The organism is Flaviramulus sp. BrNp1-15 (assembly GCF_022259695.1).
Classification (GTDB): domain Bacteria; phylum Bacteroidota; class Bacteroidia; order Flavobacteriales; family Flavobacteriaceae; genus BrNp1-15.
Window position 1 is genome coordinate 1,025,786 of record NZ_CP092099.1, and the last position, 20,516, is coordinate 1,046,301.

At 31.5% G+C, this 20,516-nt stretch carries 22 protein-coding genes; 5 read left to right on the forward strand and 17 right to left on the reverse strand.

Annotation, left to right across the window (positions count from 1 at the left end; translation table 11 throughout):
• Window positions 1–29: 29 nt before the first annotated feature.
• The 5 genes from MBM09_RS04605 to MBM09_RS04625 form a co-directional block, all read right to left on the reverse strand.
• Window positions 30–1,163: a glycoside hydrolase family 26 protein gene (locus MBM09_RS04605; protein WP_238675675.1), complete on the reverse strand. Its 1,134-nt coding sequence runs from the start codon at window positions 1,161–1,163 to the stop codon at window positions 30–32.
• Between the two features lie 35 nt (window positions 1,164–1,198).
• Window positions 1,199–3,556 (reverse strand): TonB-dependent receptor plug domain-containing protein, encoded by a 2,358-nt coding sequence (locus MBM09_RS04610; RefSeq protein ID WP_238675676.1) that lies wholly within the window; start codon window positions 3,554–3,556, stop codon window positions 1,199–1,201.
• The gene (locus MBM09_RS04615; RefSeq protein ID WP_238675677.1) at window positions 3,549–4,445 is read right to left on the reverse strand and encodes a FecR family protein; all 897 of its coding nucleotides are present in this window, start codon (window positions 4,443–4,445) and stop codon (window positions 3,549–3,551) included. Before MBM09_RS04615 ends, MBM09_RS04610 begins: the two co-directional genes overlap by 8 nt.
• A gap of 96 nt (window positions 4,446–4,541) precedes the next feature.
• Window positions 4,542–5,336: a cation transporter gene (locus tag MBM09_RS04620; RefSeq protein ID WP_238675678.1), complete on the reverse strand. Its 795-nt coding sequence runs from the start codon at window positions 5,334–5,336 to the stop codon at window positions 4,542–4,544.
• A 4-nt stretch (window positions 5,337–5,340) separates the two neighbouring features.
• A complete protein-coding gene (locus MBM09_RS04625; RefSeq protein ID WP_238675679.1) occupies window positions 5,341–5,856 on the reverse strand; it encodes an RNA polymerase sigma factor in 516 nt (171 codons plus the stop codon).
• Window positions 5,857–6,003: 147 nt separating this feature from the next.
• Between MBM09_RS04625 and MBM09_RS04630 the strand changes: the two genes are divergently transcribed.
• The 4 genes from MBM09_RS04630 to MBM09_RS04645 all read left to right on the forward strand — a co-directional run bounded on the left by MBM09_RS04630 (window position 6,004) and on the right by MBM09_RS04645 (window position 11,109).
• Window positions 6,004–7,776 carry a hypothetical protein gene (locus MBM09_RS04630; protein WP_238675680.1) on the forward strand — a complete coding sequence of 591 codons (1,773 nt, stop codon included), beginning with the start codon at window positions 6,004–6,006 and terminating at the stop codon, window positions 7,774–7,776.
• Window positions 7,777–8,082: 306 nt separating this feature from the next.
• On the forward strand, window positions 8,083–9,411 hold the full coding sequence (ffh, locus tag MBM09_RS04635) for a signal recognition particle protein (RefSeq protein WP_238675681.1): 1,329 nt from the start codon (window positions 8,083–8,085) through the stop codon (window positions 9,409–9,411).
• Between the two features lie 63 nt (window positions 9,412–9,474).
• Window positions 9,475–10,353: a bifunctional methylenetetrahydrofolate dehydrogenase/methenyltetrahydrofolate cyclohydrolase FolD gene (gene folD / locus MBM09_RS04640; RefSeq protein WP_238675682.1), complete on the forward strand. Its 879-nt coding sequence runs from the start codon at window positions 9,475–9,477 to the stop codon at window positions 10,351–10,353.
• A gap of 27 nt (window positions 10,354–10,380) precedes the next feature.
• A complete protein-coding gene (locus tag MBM09_RS04645; protein WP_238675683.1) occupies window positions 10,381–11,109 on the forward strand; it encodes a TIGR02206 family membrane protein in 729 nt (242 codons plus the stop codon).
• Window positions 11,110–11,132: 23 nt separating this feature from the next.
• Here MBM09_RS04645 and MBM09_RS04650 read toward each other — a convergent pair whose 3' ends face one another.
• From MBM09_RS04650 to MBM09_RS04690, 9 genes are all read right to left on the reverse strand, one after another.
• A complete protein-coding gene (locus MBM09_RS04650) occupies window positions 11,133–11,297 on the reverse strand; it encodes a hypothetical protein (RefSeq protein WP_238675684.1) in 165 nt (54 codons plus the stop codon).
• Window positions 11,298–11,381: 84 nt separating this feature from the next.
• Window positions 11,382–11,702 (reverse strand): hypothetical protein, encoded by a 321-nt coding sequence (locus MBM09_RS04655; RefSeq protein WP_238675685.1) that lies wholly within the window; start codon window positions 11,700–11,702, stop codon window positions 11,382–11,384.
• Between the two features lie 72 nt (window positions 11,703–11,774).
• The gene (gene rluF, locus MBM09_RS04660; protein ID WP_238675686.1) at window positions 11,775–12,530 is read right to left on the reverse strand and encodes a 23S rRNA pseudouridine(2604) synthase RluF; all 756 of its coding nucleotides are present in this window, start codon (window positions 12,528–12,530) and stop codon (window positions 11,775–11,777) included.
• A gap of 18 nt (window positions 12,531–12,548) precedes the next feature.
• Window positions 12,549–13,376 carry an alpha/beta hydrolase gene (locus tag MBM09_RS04665; RefSeq protein WP_238675687.1) on the reverse strand — a complete coding sequence of 276 codons (828 nt, stop codon included), beginning with the start codon at window positions 13,374–13,376 and terminating at the stop codon, window positions 12,549–12,551.
• 2 nt (window positions 13,377–13,378) lie between these two features.
• Window positions 13,379–13,747, reverse strand: a complete 369-nt coding sequence (locus tag MBM09_RS04670) for a cupin domain-containing protein (RefSeq protein WP_238675688.1) — start codon at window positions 13,745–13,747, stop codon at window positions 13,379–13,381.
• 12 nt (window positions 13,748–13,759) lie between these two features.
• Window positions 13,760–14,740 (reverse strand): YitT family protein, encoded by a 981-nt coding sequence (locus tag MBM09_RS04675; RefSeq protein WP_238675689.1) that lies wholly within the window; start codon window positions 14,738–14,740, stop codon window positions 13,760–13,762.
• Window positions 14,741–14,749: 9 nt separating this feature from the next.
• Window positions 14,750–15,307, reverse strand: a complete 558-nt coding sequence (locus MBM09_RS04680) for a hypothetical protein (protein WP_238675690.1) — start codon at window positions 15,305–15,307, stop codon at window positions 14,750–14,752.
• Window positions 15,308–15,353: 46 nt separating this feature from the next.
• Window positions 15,354–16,895, reverse strand: a complete 1,542-nt coding sequence (locus MBM09_RS04685; protein ID WP_238675691.1) for a helicase HerA-like domain-containing protein — start codon at window positions 16,893–16,895, stop codon at window positions 15,354–15,356.
• 66 nt (window positions 16,896–16,961) lie between these two features.
• Complete coding sequence (locus MBM09_RS04690; RefSeq protein WP_238675692.1) at window positions 16,962–17,687, reverse strand: hypothetical protein; 726 nt, start codon at window positions 17,685–17,687, stop codon at window positions 16,962–16,964.
• A 120-nt stretch (window positions 17,688–17,807) separates the two neighbouring features.
• Here MBM09_RS04690 and MBM09_RS04695 point away from each other — a divergent pair, with 120 nt between their 5' ends.
• The gene (locus tag MBM09_RS04695; protein ID WP_238675693.1) at window positions 17,808–18,437 is read left to right on the forward strand and encodes a 7-carboxy-7-deazaguanine synthase QueE; all 630 of its coding nucleotides are present in this window, start codon (window positions 17,808–17,810) and stop codon (window positions 18,435–18,437) included.
• A gap of 141 nt (window positions 18,438–18,578) precedes the next feature.
• On the opposite strand, the gene MBM09_RS04700 is transcribed toward MBM09_RS04695, so the two are convergent.
• The 3 genes from MBM09_RS04700 to MBM09_RS04710 all read right to left on the reverse strand — a co-directional run bounded on the left by MBM09_RS04700 (window position 18,579) and on the right by MBM09_RS04710 (window position 20,424).
• Window positions 18,579–19,106: a DUF2911 domain-containing protein gene (locus tag MBM09_RS04700; protein WP_238675694.1), complete on the reverse strand. Its 528-nt coding sequence runs from the start codon at window positions 19,104–19,106 to the stop codon at window positions 18,579–18,581.
• A gap of 237 nt (window positions 19,107–19,343) precedes the next feature.
• The gene (locus tag MBM09_RS04705) at window positions 19,344–19,766 is read right to left on the reverse strand and encodes a hypothetical protein (RefSeq protein ID WP_238675695.1); all 423 of its coding nucleotides are present in this window, start codon (window positions 19,764–19,766) and stop codon (window positions 19,344–19,346) included.
• A gap of 220 nt (window positions 19,767–19,986) precedes the next feature.
• Window positions 19,987–20,424 (reverse strand): hypothetical protein, encoded by a 438-nt coding sequence (locus MBM09_RS04710; protein ID WP_238675696.1) that lies wholly within the window; start codon window positions 20,422–20,424, stop codon window positions 19,987–19,989.
• Window positions 20,425–20,516: the final 92 nt, after the last annotated feature.

The window sequence follows — 20,516 nt, forward strand, 5'->3', positions numbered from 1 at the left end:
GTTAGTTCTTTTTGATGGCTTCATCTTCATCATCGTTTCCCTTTTCGTTTTTTATAGACGTTTTTCTTAGCTAAATCATTTTCAAACCAAGTAAATTTATCTTGATAAAATTTCATAAAATCGGGTACACTTTCATGCCCAGGATGAGGTGCATAATAATGTGTGTCACTTCTACTGTCATTTCTCCAAACAAGCACATACGATAGACGCAACGCGTCACTCTTTATAAGATTTAATAATGTTTCTGTCCACCATGTTGTGTTTGGTATAGATTCTAAACCAGTTTCAGTAAAAGCAGCTAGTTTTTTCTTCTTTATGGCGTAATCTGAAACTATTTTTAATTTTTTATGTGCAGTATCTAAATCATATTGATCTCTTCCTAAATCTGCATAATTATCCATACCAACCATATCTACCCATTCATCACCTGGGTAACGCTCTAAATATTCCTCTTCATTATTAAATTTGTTATCTGGAGAAAAGGCCCAAATAAAATTGTGCACATTTTTTTTATCTCTTAGGTATGAGGCAGTAAATTTCCATAGAGTTTTAAATTCGTCAACAGTACAATGTGGTTTTCCCCACCAAAACCAATCTCCATCAAACTCATGATAAGGTCTAAAAATCATAGGAATTAATTCGCCATTTATACCTCTACAACTATTTGCCCATTCTGCAATACCATCTAAAATATCTTTGTATTTTTCATGAGCATCACCATTAGGAATTAATCTGCGAACAACTGGTGTAGAAATTGAATCTCGCCAATAAAACCCACCAGGGCCAACAGGATTATAAAAATGCCAAGCGACAGTAATTATGCTACCTCTATTGTAGGCGTCTTGAACAATTTTTTTAAGACGAATTTTATGTTTTTCCGAGTCTTTACCTGTAAAATCTTTAAAATCGACACCTATCATGCCAGGGTGTGTGCCAACAACAGATTTTACATCTGAGCGGTCATCGTCACCAACCCAACCACGACCGTATTCTGTAGCATGTTGATGAGCAAAAATGGTTCCTTTTTTCTGGATTTTCTTTAAGCTATGAAATAGTTTTTTAGTTTCTCTAGTCGCATTTTTGTCCATTAATTTCCATTGAGCATGTCCGAAAGTGCAATAAAAAATAAAGATAAATAGTAGTGAAGTGTTTTTGTATGCCATAGGGTTTTGATTAAAAACCTAAATATACAATAACTTTAAAAACTCACCCTAAAACTTACATTTGGTGTTATACCCAACGATTCATTTTCAATTTTGTTTACCATATTGTTATCATCAAGCGTATAGTAAGCGTTTAAAATATTTCTTTTATTAAGTACATTCCAAACCGATGCACCAATAGTTGCACGCGCAGTATCAGAAATATCGAAACCGTAAGTTGCAGAACAATCTAAACGTAAGTAATCATTTAAATTTGTACTGTTTGGACTTGAGTACGTAATCTCATTATCATCAGGACTATCAGTTTCACTTGGTTCTGTACTTGGTTTTCCAGAGTGCCAATTTAAGCCCATAGCAAACTTAACATCGTTATACGTGTAAGTACTTGCAAACGTTAGGGCGTGTTGTATATCAGTATTATTAGGAAATTCTTCACCATTGTTTAAGTCGTTAAACTTATAATCATTGGTGCTGTAGGAATAAGACACCCAACTGCTAACAATATCACTAAATTGCTTGTTTAGTAAAACATCAATACCTTTTATTTTATAGCTGCCAATGGCGTTTACAAACTGATATTGGTTTTGAAAACCTTGACTTCGGGTGGTAATACCATCTACTTTCTTTATATAACCTTCGGCACTAATTAATAATTTGTTTTTGCTGTAATGAATTCCAGCAGAAGCTTGTTTGCTTTTTACTATTGGTACAGGGTAAATGTTTTTGCTATTTATGGTTTCAACCTCTGTTCTATTATTAGCTAATACCCAACGGCGATTTTCAATACCTAAAAAATCGTTTTGTAAATCGATGATTTGTGAAGTGGTCTGACTTTTAAATTCGCCTAAAACCTCAAATCTAAAATGGTTTAAAAAGCGTTGGCTGAAGCTGAGTCTTGGTTCTGCAAAAAACATATTAAATTTAGGTATATGGTTTAAACGTGTGCCAATAACAAGTTTTGTTTTAGCGTTATTTGATAAAAAACCAGCTTCACCATAAACAGCATGTGTTCTTAAAACGTTTCTTATAAAACTTCTAAAAACCGGATTATTAACATCTTCTAAATTGCTAATACCAACTTCAGTAAATTGATAACCACTATTAAATTTTAGTTGATGATTATGAGTGTAATTAATATCTAGTTTAACAGCACCATCGTAAACTTCATTTTCTTGTATTAAACGCTGATTGTTTAAAATATCGTAATTAGTGGCGTCTAAATCGTAATTGGTAACATAAACTTGCGAGGTTGTTGAAAGCTTTTCATTCCAATCTCTAGTATATGTTAATCCAACTGCTGAATTACGTTGGGTAAGTTCACTATTTAAAGCTTCACTTGTATTATTACTTGTTGATTGCTCATCATAATTTAAGTCGTTAAACACATTAAAAAAATGTACTCTAACCTTATCTTTTTTTGTGATATCATATAGGAATTTAGCCGTAACATCGTAAAAATAAAAAGACTCATTTTGAGAAATGGATGTGCCGCTATTTTTGGCATTTTCAAAATCGGAATCTTGAAAAATACGCTTTGAATATTGCTCAAAAGTTGAGGTGTTTATTAAGTCAGTAATAGAACGGCGTGTTGATATTTGTAATTCTGTTTTATTTGACAGAGGGATTTTAGCATAACCATCTGCGTTAATTAAATTAAAACCTAATCCGGCTTTAAATTCGTTATCAATATCATCGGGTAATTGCATGTCAATAATACTGGAAATGCCATCGCCATATTTAGCTCGTGTACCATTTTTATATACATTCACATGTTTTGTAATGTATGGATTAAAGGCTGAAATGAGCCCAAAGAAATGCCCCGATTGATACATTTTTATACCATCCCAAAGTAAAAGGTTCTGGTCGTGCGTACCACCTCGAACGTTGATGTTTGATACCGTTTCGTCGGCACTCAAAACACCAGGTAACGCCTGTATGGTTTGTAAAACATCGGGCTCAATTAAACCTGGTAAAATACCAAATGTTTCAGGCTTTATAGTAATTGAGCCATCATTTAACTTAGTGATTCCTGTGGTTAAATAATTGGTAACTATAACCTCTTTTAGCTTTTGTATGTTAAAGGTGTTAGACTTATCTGCTTTACCTTTTTTAATTACAATAAACCTATTGTCTAGCAATTCAAAATCTAGATGGGTTTCTTGTTTTAGAAATTCTAAAGTTTTTTCCAATGAAAAATCTTCATCAGGCATTTTGCTTGTTTTGTCTTTTATAGTTTCATCTGCATAAGAAAAACTAATATTAAACTTATCTTCTAGCTGTTTTAAAATGTTGGCGAGTGGTTGCTTTTCTTCTTGAACGGTTTGTGCTTTTAGGGTGGCAACATTCAAAAAAAACAGTGATAAAATTATAGAAAGTAGCTCTTTCTTATTCACGCTTTAATGTTATAGTATTGTTGGTTTTACTATATGTTACATGTAAAGGTAGGGTAATTGATTTTAATGCCACATCTAAATTGTCGTGTGTAAAACTACCTGTGAATAATTGTGTAGAGTCGATACCAAGTAATGTAATATCAACATTGTATTGTCTTTCAAACTCGGCAATAACCATTTTGTAAGGCAAACTTTTAAAAGTACTTTCGTTATTTAACCACGAAGGTGTTGAGCGGTTTTCTTTTTCTTTAGCAATAATTTTCCCATCGATAATTAAAAAACTGTCACCAGGTTTTAATTTCGTTTCTAGAGAATTGTGCGTAACCCCAACTAATCCTTCGTAGCAAATAACCTCAAAGTAATTGTCCCAATGTTTTACATTAAATTGAGTACCATAAACCGTAACGGTTCCTGATTTTGTTATAACATTAAATGAAGATCCTTTGGCAACTTTAAAAAAAGCTTCACCTTTAAGTTCTACATTACGTTCTTTTTTCCAATCTTTTTTATTGAATACTAACAATGATTTAGCGTTGAGGGAAACACTTGAAGCATCTGGTAGCTCTATGGTTGTTTTTTGAGCGTACTCTGTTTTTATAGTAGTATCTAACGTAGTTGTATAATAATATAAACTAAAACAAACAGCCAGTATCGCTGCAACACGCATAAGTGGTTTAAACCAATGCTTAGGTTGTTGCTTTTTGCTTTTAATAGTAGATAATATGTTTTCTAATGCTGCAGAAGTATCGTAATTATCTACCTTAAAAGCTTGCAAACTAGTATTTAACTTTACTAAATCATTATAATCTTCAAGCTTTTTAAAAGCTTCAAGTTCTTGAGGATTTAGGTTGTTATCTAACCATTTTAATATGAGTTCTTCTCTGTTCATTTTCTTGTATTCAATTATATAACAGTTATGTTTTGTTTTTTCCTACCCTTGAATTGAAAAAAGGTTAATTTTTTAAATTCAAGTTTCATTAATAGTTTATTTTCCTAGTTTTAAAATTCTTATTGCACCTTGAATTACTAAAACAAAAACTATGGTTCCCACTATTAAATCGGGTTTGTTTGAATTAAACCAATTAACCAATAGGCCCGCACAAATAACGCCTAAATTAATAATGATATCGTTTGAAGTAAAAATCATACTCGCTTTCATGTGTGCTTCTTTTTTGCTTTTAGATTTTTGAAGTAATAAAAGGCAAATGCCATTTGCAATTAAGGCTAGTATTGAAACTACAATCATGGTTGAAAAATCTGAAAGTTTTTCTGTTCCAAAAAAGCGTCTTAAAACTTCTAAAAACCCAATAAAAGCCAATGTTATTTGAAAATACCCTGCAAGTTTTGCAACTTGTTTTTTTCGGGTTATTGTTTTACCAACAGCAAAAAGACTCAATCCGTATACAAAGGAGTCGGCAAGCATATCTAAACTATCGGCTACAAGCCCCATTGATTTAGAAATAATACCCGTAGTCATTTCTATAACAAAAAAGAGGAAGTTAATAGCAAGAACTGACCAAAGCAGTTTTTTTTGATTTGAGTTTTCTAGAAACTCGGTTTGCTCAGTTTGTTCAGTAATTAGTTTTTTTTCGCCTAAGTTTAGTTCATTTATTAATTTTTCAATTAGGTTAATTTGCCCTGTATGAAACACGGTTAATTTTCTGTTTGAAATATCAAATTCAAGATTTTTAATACTAGAAATACCATCTAACTTCATCCGGATTAAGTTTTCCTCAGAAGGACAATCCATTTTGGTAATTTCAAATATTGTTTTTTCCATTTAACTACAACTCCTTAATATCCTTCCTCAACTTTTCCAAAGCGCCATAAATACGTTTCTCAACCGCTTTGGTCGAGATATCTAAAATTTCAGCAATTTCTTTAAAGCGTTTACCTTCAACACGGTTCATCATAAACGCTTCGCGTTGTGCATCGGTTAAATTACTTAAAGCTTTTTGAAGTTTATTATTATATTCAGTTTCTTGCATTAAAAATTCAGGACTCTCATTAGTATGTGTTTTAGGTTTAGTTTGCTGGTGTTTTAAAACCACTTTTTGGTGTGCCACTTCATTAAGCATTAAATTATTGGCAGTTGTAAAAACAAAACTCTTAGCTTTTTCGGGCGAAACTTTGGCGCAATTTTCCCAAAGTTTAATAAAAGCCTCTTGCACTTTGTCTTTGGGGTTTAGTAATTCGCCAAATTTATAGTATAAAAAATTGTGTAAATCTTTAGCGTGTTTGTTAAATAAGGAAGAAAAAATATTTTCTTCGCAAATATTATCGTGCAATTGTTTGCTCATACTTAGTGTTGGTTGTAGCACTAAAATAAGGCTTTTTAGAATTTAGGATTTCAATTTTTTTAAATTTTTTCTAAAAAGAGGGTAGGAATTTTTAAAGTTATCCTGTTTTATAATCAAAAAGCTATGTTAAACCCAAAATCAATTATCATGAAAACTAAATTGAAAACCCTATTACTATTACCTTTTTTTGCCCTTTTAATGTTTACATCTTGTCAGGACGAAGTTATAGATATAACTCCACCTGACGAAAATGAAGAAGTTACACTTACAGCATCATCTGAATTAACATCTTTAATGTTCTATACATCTGCAAAAGATGGATCTGCAGATAACATTATTGATAAAGCAAGTTGTACATCTGTAGAATTACCAGTAACTGTTATTGTAAATGGTTTAGAAATAACTATTGATTCTGAAGAAGATTTTAAAGTTATTGAAGCCATTTTTAATGAATTTGAAGATGATGAAGATGAGTTGGATATTGTTTTTCCTATAACTATCATTCTATCTAATCATGAAGAAATTGTTATAGAAAACAGAGATCAATTAGAAGAGTTAATTCAACAATGTAAAGACGAAAATGAAGAAGATGACGATATAGAATGTATCGACTTTAAATACCCAATATCTTTTACTGTTTACAATACCGATTTTCAAATTATCGATGTGATAACTGTTGAGAATGATAGAGAATTATATCATTTCATCAAAAGAATAAAAGAAGAAACAGGTCTTTTAGCTAGTATCAATTTTCCTGTAACTATGGTTTTAGCAGATGGTTCAGAAATTGAAGTCAACAATAATATAGAATTAGCTAATATTATTAAAGAAGCAAAAGATGCTTGTGATGAAGATGATGATAATGATTATGGAGATGATGATTTTACCAAAGAACATCTTGATGAATTACTAATGACTTGCCCTTGGGTTGTTTACGAATTTGAAAGAAATGAAGATGATTTAAATGAAGTATATCGTGACTATGTTATGGTATTTAAAGAAGAAGGTGTAGTTAAAGTATATGCTAGAGGAGGTGATATTTTAACAGGAACTTGGTCTACAAGAGTAACAACAAATGGTGCTTTAATAAAATTAGAGTTCGATACTTTAGTAGACTTTACTTTAGAATGGTTTGTATACGATTTAGCTCCAGGTAAAATTAAATTGTATCAAGAAGGTGGTAATAAAATCATATTAAAGAAAAACTGTGATTTAGCTTTAGATATTACCAAAGAGCGTATTGAAAGCTATTTACAAGAGTGTTTTTGGAGAGTTGCACGTTTAAAAATAGATGGCGCAGATAATGAAATAGATTATATAGGAACACCGTTAAAATTCTTTCCAGACAATGTTGTAAAACTTAGAGTTAATGGTGAATTTGTACAAGGTACTTATCAGATAGCAGAATATAATACTGAAGGTTTTGTATTGCAAATTCAGTTAGAAGGAAGACCAAATTTACAGTTAGAATGGTTAATTACTTTCTTACAACCAGAATTGATTAAATTAGAAAACCTAGGAAATAGAGATGATGAAATGATTTTACATAGACATTGTGTAGATGTAGATGGCGATTTAACTTACATAGATGGTGTTTTAATTACTGGTGAGTGGGAAGTTGCATTGTACCAAGATGGAGATGAAAACAAAACAGAAAACTACTTCATGTATACTGTAGATTTTCAAATAACTGGTAGAGTAAAAATTACAGATCCAAACTTTAGTGAGTTTAGTGGTTCTTGGTTAGCTTACAGAAACGAAGGCTTATACTTAGGTTTGTATTTTAACGATTATGTACCGTTTGATACCTTAAACCATAGATGGAAAATAGTAGAAGTTACTGCAAATAGAATCGAGTTGAGAGATTTTAGTTCAACTGGAGAAGTAGAAAGAATATTAGTCCTAGAAAAAGAAGAATAATTATGTTTTTGGTGAAAAGGAAACGCCTTTTTTCGATTGGTTAGGTTAGTTATTAAATTAAGTTTCCTTTTAAGAAGCTGTCAAATTAAATTTTGGCAGCTTTTTTTATTCACTTTGTGTATTATAACTTCAATAATATACTTCAAATCATTAACACTAAAATATTTTCTTCGGTTTTTTCGAAGAAACAATAATTTGTCATTCCCGTTAAAACGGGAATCTCTTCAAGGTAAAAACAAAATATTTATTTACTTTTGCACCTCGATTTATAGTATAAATCTGAACTTAAAAAATTAATAGAAAATTATGTTTAATAATTTAAGCGATAAACTAGATAAAGCCTTACACGTACTAAAAGGACACGGAAGTATTACCGAAGTAAATGTAGCAGAAACATTAAAAGAAGTACGTAGAGCATTACTAGATGCCGATGTTAACTTTAAAATAGCAAAACAGTTTACAAATACCGTTAAAGAAAAAGCACTTGGTCAAAACGTATTAACTACGTTACAACCGGGGCAATTAATGGTTAAAATTGTAAAAGATGAGTTAACCGAACTTATGGGTGGAGATGCCGAAGGTATAAATCTTTCAGGAAACCCAAGCGTTATTTTAATGTCGGGTTTACAAGGTTCTGGTAAAACCACTTTTTCTGGTAAACTTGCTAATTATCTTAAAACTAAAAAAACAAAAAAACCTTTATTAGTAGCTTGTGATGTTTATCGTCCTGCTGCGATAGATCAATTACACGTTGTTGGAGAGCAAATAGGTGTTGAGGTTTTTAGCGATAGAGGAAATAACGATCCTGTTGCTATATCTCAAGCTGCTATTGCACACGCTAAAGCAAACGGTTTTAATGTTGTAATTATAGATACTGCTGGTCGTTTAGCTGTTGATGAGGTGATGATGACCGAAATCTCAAACATTCATAAAGCTATTCAACCACAAGAGACTTTATTTGTGGTAGATTCTATGACAGGGCAAGATGCTGTTAATACAGCAAAAGCCTTTAATGATGTATTGAATTTTGATGGTGTTATACTAACAAAACTGGATGGTGATACTCGTGGAGGTGCTGCAATTTCTATTAAATCTGTTGTAAATAAGCCTATTAAGTTTATTGGTACAGGCGAAAAAATGGAAGCTATAGATGTGTTCTATCCTTCACGTATGGCAGACCGTATTTTGGGTATGGGTGATGTTGTATCGTTAGTAGAAAGAGCACAAGAACAGTTTGACGAAGAAGAAGCACGTAAACTTCAAAAGAAAATAGCAAAAAACCAATTTGGGTTTGATGATTTCTTGAAGCAGATTCAGCAAATCAAGAAAATGGGGAACATGAAAGACCTTATGGGTATGATTCCTGGCGCTGGAAAAATGTTAAAAGATGTTGATATTGATGACGATGCTTTTAAAGGAATTGAGGCCATTATCCATTCCATGACACCTAAAGAACGAACAAATCCATCAGTTCTTAATGCAAGTAGAAAAAAGAGAGTAGCAAAAGGTTCAGGTACTTCAGTTCAAGAGGTTAATCAATTATTAAAGCAATTTAACCAAATGAGCAAAATGATGAAGATGATGCAAGGTGGTGGCGGTAAAAAGATGATGCAAATGATGAAAAATATGCGTTAGTTTAGTTAAAAGTTAAAAGTTAAAAGTTAAAAGTGTAATTTTTACCAAAATCCAAAACCTAAAATGACAATTCTAGACGGTAAAAAAGTAAGTAACGATATTAAAGAAGAAATTGCAGAACATGTAAAAGCATTAGTCTCTAAAGGAGAAAAAGTGCCACATCTTGCAGCAATTTTAGTAGGTTCAGACGGAGCAAGTATGACTTACGTTAATGCTAAAGTAAAAGCCTGTGAAAAAATAGGTTTTAAATCTACACTTATAGAATTACCAGAATACACATCAGAAGAAGAATTACTATCTAAAATACATGATTTAAATACCGATGATGACATAGATGGATTTATAGTACAACTTCCTTTGCCAGATCAAATTGACGAACAAAAGGTGTTAATGGCTGTAGACCCTAACAAAGATGTTGATGGTTTTCATCCAACAAACGTAGGTAAAATGGCTTTAGACTTACCTACATTTTTACCAGCTACACCATATGGAATTATGGAATTGTTGGAGCGCTATCAAGTAGAAACTTCAGGTAAAAATGTTGTGGTTATGGGTAGAAGCCATATTGTAGGTCGTCCAATGAGTATTTTAATGAGCCAAAAAAGAAAAGCTGGTGATGCTACTGTAACTGTAGTTCACAGTCGTTCTAAAAATTTAAAAGACATAACACTAAAAGCAGATATAATTGTTGCAGCTATTGGGATTTCTGAATTTTTAACTGGCGATATGGTAAAAGAAGATGTAGTTGTTATAGATGTTGGTATTACTCGAGTTCCAGATCAAACCAAAAAAACGGGTTACAGACTTGCTGGTGATGTTCATTTTGAAAGTGTAAGCAAAAAAGCTAGTTACATTACACCAGTACCTGGTGGAGTAGGACCAATGACGATTGCTATGCTGCTTAAGAATACACTTCTTGCAAGAGAAAGACATAACTTGTAAATAAACAAGAATTAACTAAATTGCGTTATGAGTTATTTAATTTATAACGCAATTTTTTTATTAAATAGAGTTACCATTGGAAGTCTTCAACATATTGTTCCAATTGTTTTTGCTATTATATTTACAGTGTTTTTTTTCAGGTTTTCTAAACGGAAACTAATAGAAAGTCAACAACAAAAAGTGATTCACTATTTTGCTTTATTTGTATCATTAACACTGGTAATATTTCATTTTTATAAAGCGAGTTCTGGAAATTATAATTTAAAAAGTGATTTACCTTTATACCTCTGTAGTTTCCTAGGATTAATAATTCCAATTTTTACATACTATAGAAAATATTGGATGTATGAAATTTTATTGTTTTGGATTATTGCAGGAACTACACAAGCAGTTTTAACTCCAGACATCTCAAGTGACTATCCTTCTTTCAATTATTTTAGATATTGGATTGTTCATTTGGGTATAATTATAATTATTCTCTACGCTACGATTGTTTTTAAAATGAAACCAACTATAAAAAGTGTTTTTAAATCTTTTTTTGCATTACAATTGTATGTGCTTTTTATGGTCGCGGTAAATTACGCGTTAGAAGCTAATTATTTTTACTTAAATGAAAAACCCAAATCAGCCTCTTTATTAGATTATTTTGGTGAATGGCCTTTTTACATTTTAACTACACAATTAATAGTTATCCCGTATTTTTTATTGATTTACTTACCTTTTTATTTAGTTAAAACAAACAGAAACACGAAGTGAGTTTTTAAACAGTTAAACTGTATTTATTTTTCGTTTCGAGTACAGTTTATTTTCCAAGTTGGAAATACTACCGATTCAGATTTATCAACCCATTCACCAACCCATTTGTAACCAGATTTGCTAATGTCATAAAATGTTAATCTATAAAAGCCTTCTGTTCCGTTTGGAGCAGTTTGTTCTTTGTACAAAACTATGTTTCCATCTTTTGTTTTATTTCCTTCCCAAATAGGAAATATTGTAGATGGCGTTTTTGATGAAAACCAATGTACATACTATCTGCTACTATCTGCAACGTATTGACGAATACTTCCTGAATGCGCTCCATCTGCCTTTAAAGTTTCATCTTGAATAGCCGTTCCATTTAATATATACTTGAATTTCCAAGTCATGTCTACAGGGTCTGTCCAAGTTCCGTCCTGTTTTTTTCTAGTAGATTTACAATGGCATACACCAATTATAGCCTCATAATTTTTAATTTGTTCTGGTGCTTCTGGGTTTGGTCTCCCAAATGGAAACTCTTTTGATGGTTCGTAATCATATTGCGCAAATGCAGAAAATGATATAAAAAACAGAAGTATGGTTATTAGTTTCATAATTAACTTTTTTTAAAGTTAAAGAAGAACTAAAAGACCTTTAGTTTATTTATGAATAAATTAACAGCAATTTTAACGTTTTGACTTATTCGTGTTTATGTGATTTTTTGACGAATTTTTTAAAAGTTTATTCAAATCTTCAAATTCCTCTTTAGTGAATTCGCGGTATTCGCCAACAGGTACATCAAGCTTTATATTCATAATTCTAACTCGTTTTAGGGTTTGTACTTCGTAGTTTAGATAATCACACATACGTCTAATCTGTCTATTTAACCCTTGAGTTAGTATTATCTTGAATTTGTATGTACCTAGTTTTTCTACCTTACACTTTTTTGTGGTTTGTTTTAATTCCTCAAGAGGAATACCTCCAGACATACGATTTATAAAAGTTTGCGAAATAGGTTTGTCTACAGTCACAATGTATTCCTTTTCATGATTGTTGCTAGCACGAAGAATTTTATTTACAATATCGCCATCATCTGTTAAAAGTATTAATCCCTCACTAGGTTTATCTAATCTTCCTATTGGGAATATGCGTTTCGGGTAATTAATAAAATCAATAATATTGTCTTTTTCTACTGAAGTGTCTGTGGTACAAACAATACCAACAGGTTTATTAAAGGCTAAATAAACAAAAGATTCTTTTGTATTTTTTATTTCTTTACCATCAACGGCAACAACATCTGTAGGTGCTATTTTAGTTCCCATTTCTGGAACAACGCCATTTATGGTCACTCTTCCAGCATCAATAAGTTTATCTGCTTCTCTGCGAGAGCAATATCCAACTTCACTTAAAAATTTATTAATACGTTTTAATGCTTCTGCCATAATTCAAAAATACAATATTTATGTCTTTAAGAAGTCTAAAATATGATTGTAAACAACATCAGATTTTAATCCGTGTCCATAACCTTTAGTTGTAATTAACTTAGAATTTGTATGATGATTTTCAAAATCAAGAGCATCATTATATGGAATGATTTTGTCATTCTTATCATGTATAATTAAAACGTTTGCTTTTATATCTTTTGAAAAATTAGCTGAAGAAAAATATTCAGGTAAATGATTGAACTCTTTTAATACTTTTTGGTTCATAGCAGTTACAATTTTTTTATTGTATCCCATCATTTTCGAGTACCTATTAAAAACCCCCGTAAAATTTGATGGTGCTCCTAATAACACAATTTTTTTAACAGATTGTAATTGGTATTTATGTTGAAAAAAAACGGTAGCCATACCTCCAACCGAATGTCCAATAATAATATTAGCGTTAATTTTTTTTGCTACAATACTAATACATTCTGAGTAAAGTATCGCATTAAATAACTTTCCTGTAGTGTTACCATGTGCAGGTGCGTCTAGTGTTACAATATTATAATCTAATTTAATTAAAATCTCTATTAAAGCTTTCCACCTGTAAGAGTTACTTTCCCAACCATGAGCCAATAAAATGGTATCTTTTTTACCTTTCCAATGGTAAGACATTATAGCAATATCATTATACTTTACTACTTCTTTATTAGCAGATTTTAAAAAATCAGAATCAATGCCTTTTAATTTGCCTTTTTGAGGTTTTGAGAATAATAATATGGCAAGTTTAGCAGCTAATTTTGGCGAAATAAAGCTTACAAGGTTAAATGAAAAACCAATGCTTTTTAATAGGTTTTGGTTCATATTTAAGCTTCTCTATTTACTAAATCCATAGAAAAAGCTGGTGTGCAAATAGCTATATATTCACATACTTCGGTAAACGGATTGGAATATTGTACTCGGGTGTTTTTTTCAATTTTGATTGACTGACCTGCTTCTAAAACAATGGTTTCACCTTCAATAATAAACTGCTTTTTACCTTTTATAATAAACGTGTATTCGTCAAATTCTGGGGTTTGAAAAGGTTCACTCCAACCTGCAGGCGCTTTCATGTGTGCAATACTTATTTTAGAATTACCATTTGAAGCTAAACCAAAGTGTTCTTTTATAATTTTTCCATCTGTTGTTGGTACAACAAAAGGATTGTTTTGTATCGTATGTTTTTTAGGCTTCATAAATTTCAATCATTAATGGTCCTTCATAGGTTTTCTTTTAATCATGCCACCTTTTAAATCTTTCACAACACCCATAATTACAAAAGCATCTTTATCAATTTTGTCAATTTCGGTTTGAAGTTTTGCTAGTTCTAGACGTGTTACGACAGTGTATATGATATCTTTGTCATAGCTTTTTCCTTGAGTGCCAAAACCTCCTTTACCTGCATAAATAGTACAAGCACGTCTTAATTTTTCGGTTAACATAATTCGTAAATCTTCATGCTTGTTAGAAATAATAGTAACGCCAACATATTCTTCTACACCATCCACTACAAAATCTACAGTTTTTGCTGCAGCCAAATACGTTAAAATGGCATAAAGAGCTGTTTCTACAGACAAAATATAAGCACCTAACGAGAAAATAATTATATTAATAAGAAATAGTACATCGCCTATGGTGAGTGATAATTTTCGACCTAAGTAAATAGCTAAAATTTCGGTACCATCAATTACACTACCACCTCGCATAGACATGCCTATGCCAAAGCCTAAAAAGAACCCACCAAAAACAGCTATAAGTAACTTGTCTTCGGTAATAATAGGGTACTCTACAAAATGAACTACAAAAGCTAAAAACGTAATAGCAATAATACTTTTAATGGCAAATTTAGTGCCTATTGTTCTAGAAGCGAGAATTAAAAAAGGCAAATTAACTAAAACTAACAATATACCTAAATTTACAGATGTTATATGCTCTAGTAATAAAGAAATACCTGTGGCACCACCATCTATAAAATCATTAGGTAATAAGAAACCTTTTAAACCAAATCCTGCCGAAAACACCCCAATTATTATATAAATATATTCTTTTATGGCATGAGATAATTCAACTTGAAAAACTCTTACCAAAGGCACAATTTCCTTTTTACTAACAGGTTTTTTAGTTTTTTGTTTTGACTCTAATCGTTTTCGAGCTAGATCAATTAATATTTTTGATAAGAATGGATTCATTAAGTTTTATTAGTTACTCCAGTTTATAAAAAAGTATTTAATCTTAGCCTCATCTGGAATATGAGTCGCTTCAAACTTTAAATTCATGTCAAATCTTAAGTTTGCAGGTAATTCTTTTTTATCAATAGTAAAACTCGCATTAATATCATCAACAGTAATAACTATTGAATTAATTAAATTGCTAATTCTGGTTATTTTGTATTGACTTTGAATATCTTTAAAAGTACTAATTGTTGAAATGTTTTTATCTGTTTTATAACGCTCATCTAATATTCTAACACTTTCTACAGTAGCGGTAGAGTCTAAAGCTTGTGTTGGGGTTAGAGATAATAGTTTTTTACCACCTTTTTCATAAATGTCTATAGCATTAGTATTTCCAGTAAACTCATCGCCACTTATGGATTTGAAAATAGAATCGTTTGCAAAAATGGTTTTCAAATCTTTAACTTGAGTGGAATCTGTTAGTAATCCAACATGATGTTTAGAAATTTCAAATGGGTTTTGTTCTTTTTTACAACTAGTAAATAAAAGGGTCAAGGCAAGAATGCCTAAAAATAAATTTCGCATTAAAATTAATTGTATTATTTAATTAATATATGTTGGTTCTACCAACTTATTTTTTCATCACTTTGGTTAAAATACCAAAAACACTTCTAATAAAAGTGGCACTAGTTAGCACTTTAACAACAGGGTTCATTCTGGAGCTTTTTCTACGAGTACTTGTCGTTCTTTTTTTAGATTCAGCTTTCTTTAATGCCTCTTGTTCTTCTCGTGCTTTTTCTTTTGCTTCTTCAGCCTCTGCTTCTTCAATTTTCTTGTTAAGTAATTCATAAGCGCTTTCTCTATCAATAGTTTCGTTGTATTTCTTAACCAATTTAGATTTAGAAAGTAAGGTGTTTAATTCCATATCGGTTAAAACATCCATTCTACTCATAGGTGCACGCATCATTGTTGCAGCCAGTGGAGTAGGGCGACCTTTTTCATCTAAAGCAGAAACTAAAGCTTCACCAATACCTAAAGAGGTTAAAACTTCTGTAGTGTCGTAATACTCAGAATCTGGATAGTTTTGAGCGGTTAGTTTTATAGCTTTTCTATCTTTTGCGGTAAAAGCTCGTAATGCATGTTGCACTTTTAATCCTAATTGACTTAGTACAGCTTCTGGAACATCAGTAGGGTTTTGAGTTACAAAATATAAACCTACGCCTTTACTTCGAATCAACTTTACAATACTTTCAATTTGATTTAATAAGGCTTTTGAAGCTTCATCAAAAATTAAGTGAGCCTCATCAATAAACATAACAAGTTCTGGTCTGTCGCTATCACCTTGTTCTGGGAATGTTGAATATATTTCTGCTAAAAGACTCAACATAAATGTTGAAAACAATTTAGGTCTGTCTTGTATATCGGTTAATCTGATGATATTAATATAACCACGACCATCATCATCAACCCTTAATAAATCTTGAACATCAAAAGATGTTTCTCCAAAAAACAAATCAGCACCTTGTTGTTCTAGCTCAACAACTTTACGTAAAATAGCACCTGTAGAAGCAGTAGAAATTCTGCCATAAGCTTCTGCAAATTCTTCTTTACCTTCTTGAGTGGCATATTGTAATATTTTTTTAAAATCTTTTAAGTCTAGAATAGGTAGTTTGTTATCATCACAATATTGAAAAATAACGGCAACTATTCCAGATTGAGTTTCAGATAAATCTAATATTCTTGAAAGTAATACGGGCCCAAATTCACTTACGGTAGCTCTTAACCTAACACCATCTTGTTCAGAAAGTGTTAGAATTTCAACAGGAAAAGGTTTAGCTTCAAAAGGGATGCCTATTTTTTCATGGCGTTCATCAATTTTTGGATGACCCGGACTTGGTTGTGCAAGACCACTTAAATCACCTTTAATATCCATTAGTAATACAGGAACACCTTTATCACTTAAGTTTTCAGCTAATACTTGAAGCGATTTTGTTTTTCCGGTACCTGTTGCTCCTGCAATTAATCCGTGTCTATTTAATGTTTTTAAAGGTATTTTAACGTGCGCTCCTGTAACAGTTTCACCATCTAACATAGCTGCTCCAATAGGAATAAAGTCGCCTTTCGTTTCGTTACCTTCTGTTATGTATTTAAAAAAAGTGTCCTTAGTACTCATGCCTTATATTTTGCATAAAAATACAGGAAAAAAAAGGAACAAAAAAAATGCTTTCAGATTAAAGCATTATTTTATTTTTTCAATGTAGATATTTGAAGTGCCAGCACTTCTAAATACTGTAGGCGCAGAATTTCCACCTCTTGTAGTTTGCACACTAATGGTTTGTGGTGCAGTAATTTCAAAAATTTCTGTAATATGAAGGGAGGCTTCTAAATGACCGTTTGCATGTCTTACATATCCTGTGTTAGCTATAGCTCCGGTAGGAGTTCCACCAACAGCAATTTGTGCTTCAACAGAAACTCTTTGGTCTGTATTACCGCCAATAGTTGGTACTCGATATGCTATGTTTACTGTAATTCTATATCGTCCAGAAGTGTTAATAGTTAGAGTGTTTCCCGCTTGAGTGTAGAGTGTTGTATCATCATTCCAATTTTGAGTGCCAAAAATTGGAATATTTGTGTAGGCACCAGTATTAATATTAGTTGTTAAATCAGTATTACTATATTTTACTGAATTATTATGAGATATTTTGCTCCAATCAGGTGTAACATTATCCCCAAAATTAAAAACAAACTCATTTTCATCAGAATTAAATAACAAAAGTCCTTCGGCTGGGTTTGTAATAGCGTTAATTTGTGCTGTTGTTAACCTTGGTATTAAAATGCCTTTGTCAGTAGATTCTATATCTAAAATAGAGGAGTTATCTGGGTTTGTTGTGCCTATACCAACTTGAGAATAGCTATGATAATTTATGCAAAAAAGCATAATTACCACATAGAGAATGTGCTTCATTTTTTGAGAGATTGAGAGAAAAGAAATACATAGATTAATTAATCAAGTACAAGTTACTTAAATTGAATTGAAATACAAAATACTAAGAAAAAGTAATGGGAATATGTATATTTGCACGTTATGAATAAAGATGTACAAATATTGGTAGATAAAGGCGAAATGTTGCCTTTAATGGAGGAGTTTTATACGATTCAAGGAGAAGGCTATCACAAAGGAACTGCGGCTTATTTTGTGCGTATTGGCGGATGCGATGTGGGTTGCCATTGGTGTGATGTGAAGGAAAGTTGGAATGCTAATTTACATCCTCCTACTGAGACGTCTAAAATTGTTGAAAACGCTAAAAAATATAGCGATACTATTGTTATAACAGGTGGCGAACCTCTAACTTGGGATATGACAAGTTTAACATCTCAATTAAAAGCTGAAGGTTTGCAAGTGCATATTGAAACATCGGGTGCATACAAATTAACAGGCACTTGGGATTGGATATGCTTATCACCAAAAAAAATGAAACTTCCAACCAAAGAAGTGTATGAAAAGGCAGATGAGCTAAAAGTAATTGTTTATAATAAAGATGATTTTCGCTTCGCGGAAGAACAGGCTGCTAAAGTAAATAAAAACTGTATTTTATATTTACAACCCGAGTGGAGTAAACGAGATAAAGTGATTCCAGAAATTGTAGATTACGTTATGAAAAACCCAAAATGGAAAGTATCTCTTCAAACACATAAGTATTTGAATATTCCATAATAAAACCGTCATTACGAAGCGTCTTGATGGTTATCAAGATGATGAAGTAATCTTTCAAATTAAGTTAGGAATTTAAAGATTGCTTCGTTCCACTCGCAATGACGACTTTCATATTATTTTGTAATAGTAATCAGTATCTCATTATTTGCTAACAGGTACAGAAACTCTGGTTGTTCCCCAGGCTAAATGCATTTTTCCATCATCAAAAGCAATAGAAAATGCTTCAACAGAATCTCCAGAACTTACAGGTGCTTTTACACGCAACACATCGTTGCCTTCTTTGTAGCTATATGCTCCCCAAACATCTAAATCGTTACTTAAAATAATAGTCCATTCGGTTTCTCCAGGAATAGTAAATAAAGAATATGTTCCAGCTTTTACAGTTTTACCTCCAAAATTGGTGTCTTGATAAAACTTAATTTCAGTAGCTTCGTTAGCACCAGTTCTCCAAACTTTTCCATTAGGAGCAAGGTTACTTAATGCTCTTCCTTTAAGTTGAGGTCTGCTGTAAATAACTTTAACCATTGGTGGAGAATTTCTATCGGTTTTATAGTAAGCTATATCAAGTGGACTTTTGTCTATTCCAGAAAATTTTTGAGCATTTACATTTACTGTTAAAAGCATAATAAATGCAAAAGCAATGGTTGTTAATAAGGTTGATTTTTTCATATTGAAATTTTTAAGTTTAGAATTGCTTAAAGTTAACGGGAAATTGTCTTAAAATAATTATAAAAGTCGGAGGCTTATGTTAAAGTTTATAGCTAAACTTATTTTTTTGGGGTTTCAATGTGCTTGTATAAGATTAGTTGTGTGTTTTTATACAACTAAGAACCGAAAAAAAAAATCTACTGAGTATGCATAAATAGGTAGTGACGAGTAATTTGTTATAGAAGTTGTTGGTAATAATTATTTTTTCTTTTGATATTTTGAACTGCAACCTTCAATACAAATTGCTCCGCTAGTAGGGGTTAGGATAAAGTAATCTGAGAAAAATTCTAACTTATATGTTATAAAACCATCTTCATTTTCTGCATTTGAAGTAAATCCAATACAGTTGTATTTTAAAAGTAATTTATTTTCTACTATCGAAAAATTTCCAGTAATACATTCACTAAATTTATTTGAAGAAAATGTTCCGTTTTCAAAAAACTCGATTTCTTCTCCATTATCAATATCTATCCAATATTGAGGTCCGCCTGCACTAATATATGCTTCTGTTAGAACCCATTTTCCAGCTATCAAATTTTCGTCTACAAATATTGGTTCATCTGTTTTATCACAAGCGTTAAAAAATAATAAAAACCCTATTAAATATAATTTAAATTTCATTTTGATCCTTTTCGTTTAAGATGCTATTTTTCTTAAAAGGTTGCGTAGCTATTTTGGTCAGCTTTTCGCCGAATGTATTCCATCGTGTTTGTGTATGGTTAGTTGTGTGTGTAAGCAACTAATTTAGAAAACAAATACGAACCCGAGAAAATTCCAAAGGAATTTTCCAAATAGGCACTTGCCAAAGCAATTAATTATACACATTGTTGGCTAACGTTTATCATAGGTAATTGAAGAATAATTCTACAATAACACCAAGGATAATACTAAAGATGACTCCTAAATTAGATAAGGGTTTTAATTTAAATTTGTTTACAATTGCTAGCCATAGGCATAACAGAGCACAAATCGATAAAATTATAGTTCCATATAAAGGTAAGATGCTATTGAAAAGCCCTATTTGATTAAAAAAGGGATCTAGCAAAGCAGTAAAACCAAAAAGGGCCAAAGTGAAATTTGTCTTTTTGTGCCCAATAAATAAGTAATAACTTGCAATTAATAGTTCAACACTTATTGCTAATGGACCAAATTGGTTATAATATTCTCTTTTAAAATATGCTTCGAAACCTTCTGGAAACTCAATCTTCGTTATAAAGGCAATACTTAAACCAATTCCAATAATCAAAAGTAATAATGCAATTATCTTCCTTTTTTTCATGAGGTGCTTTTTAATGTTTGGTAACATGTTATACAATAGCTTATATTCTGTTACCCAAAAATAGAACAGGATAACAATACTTTTTATTACCG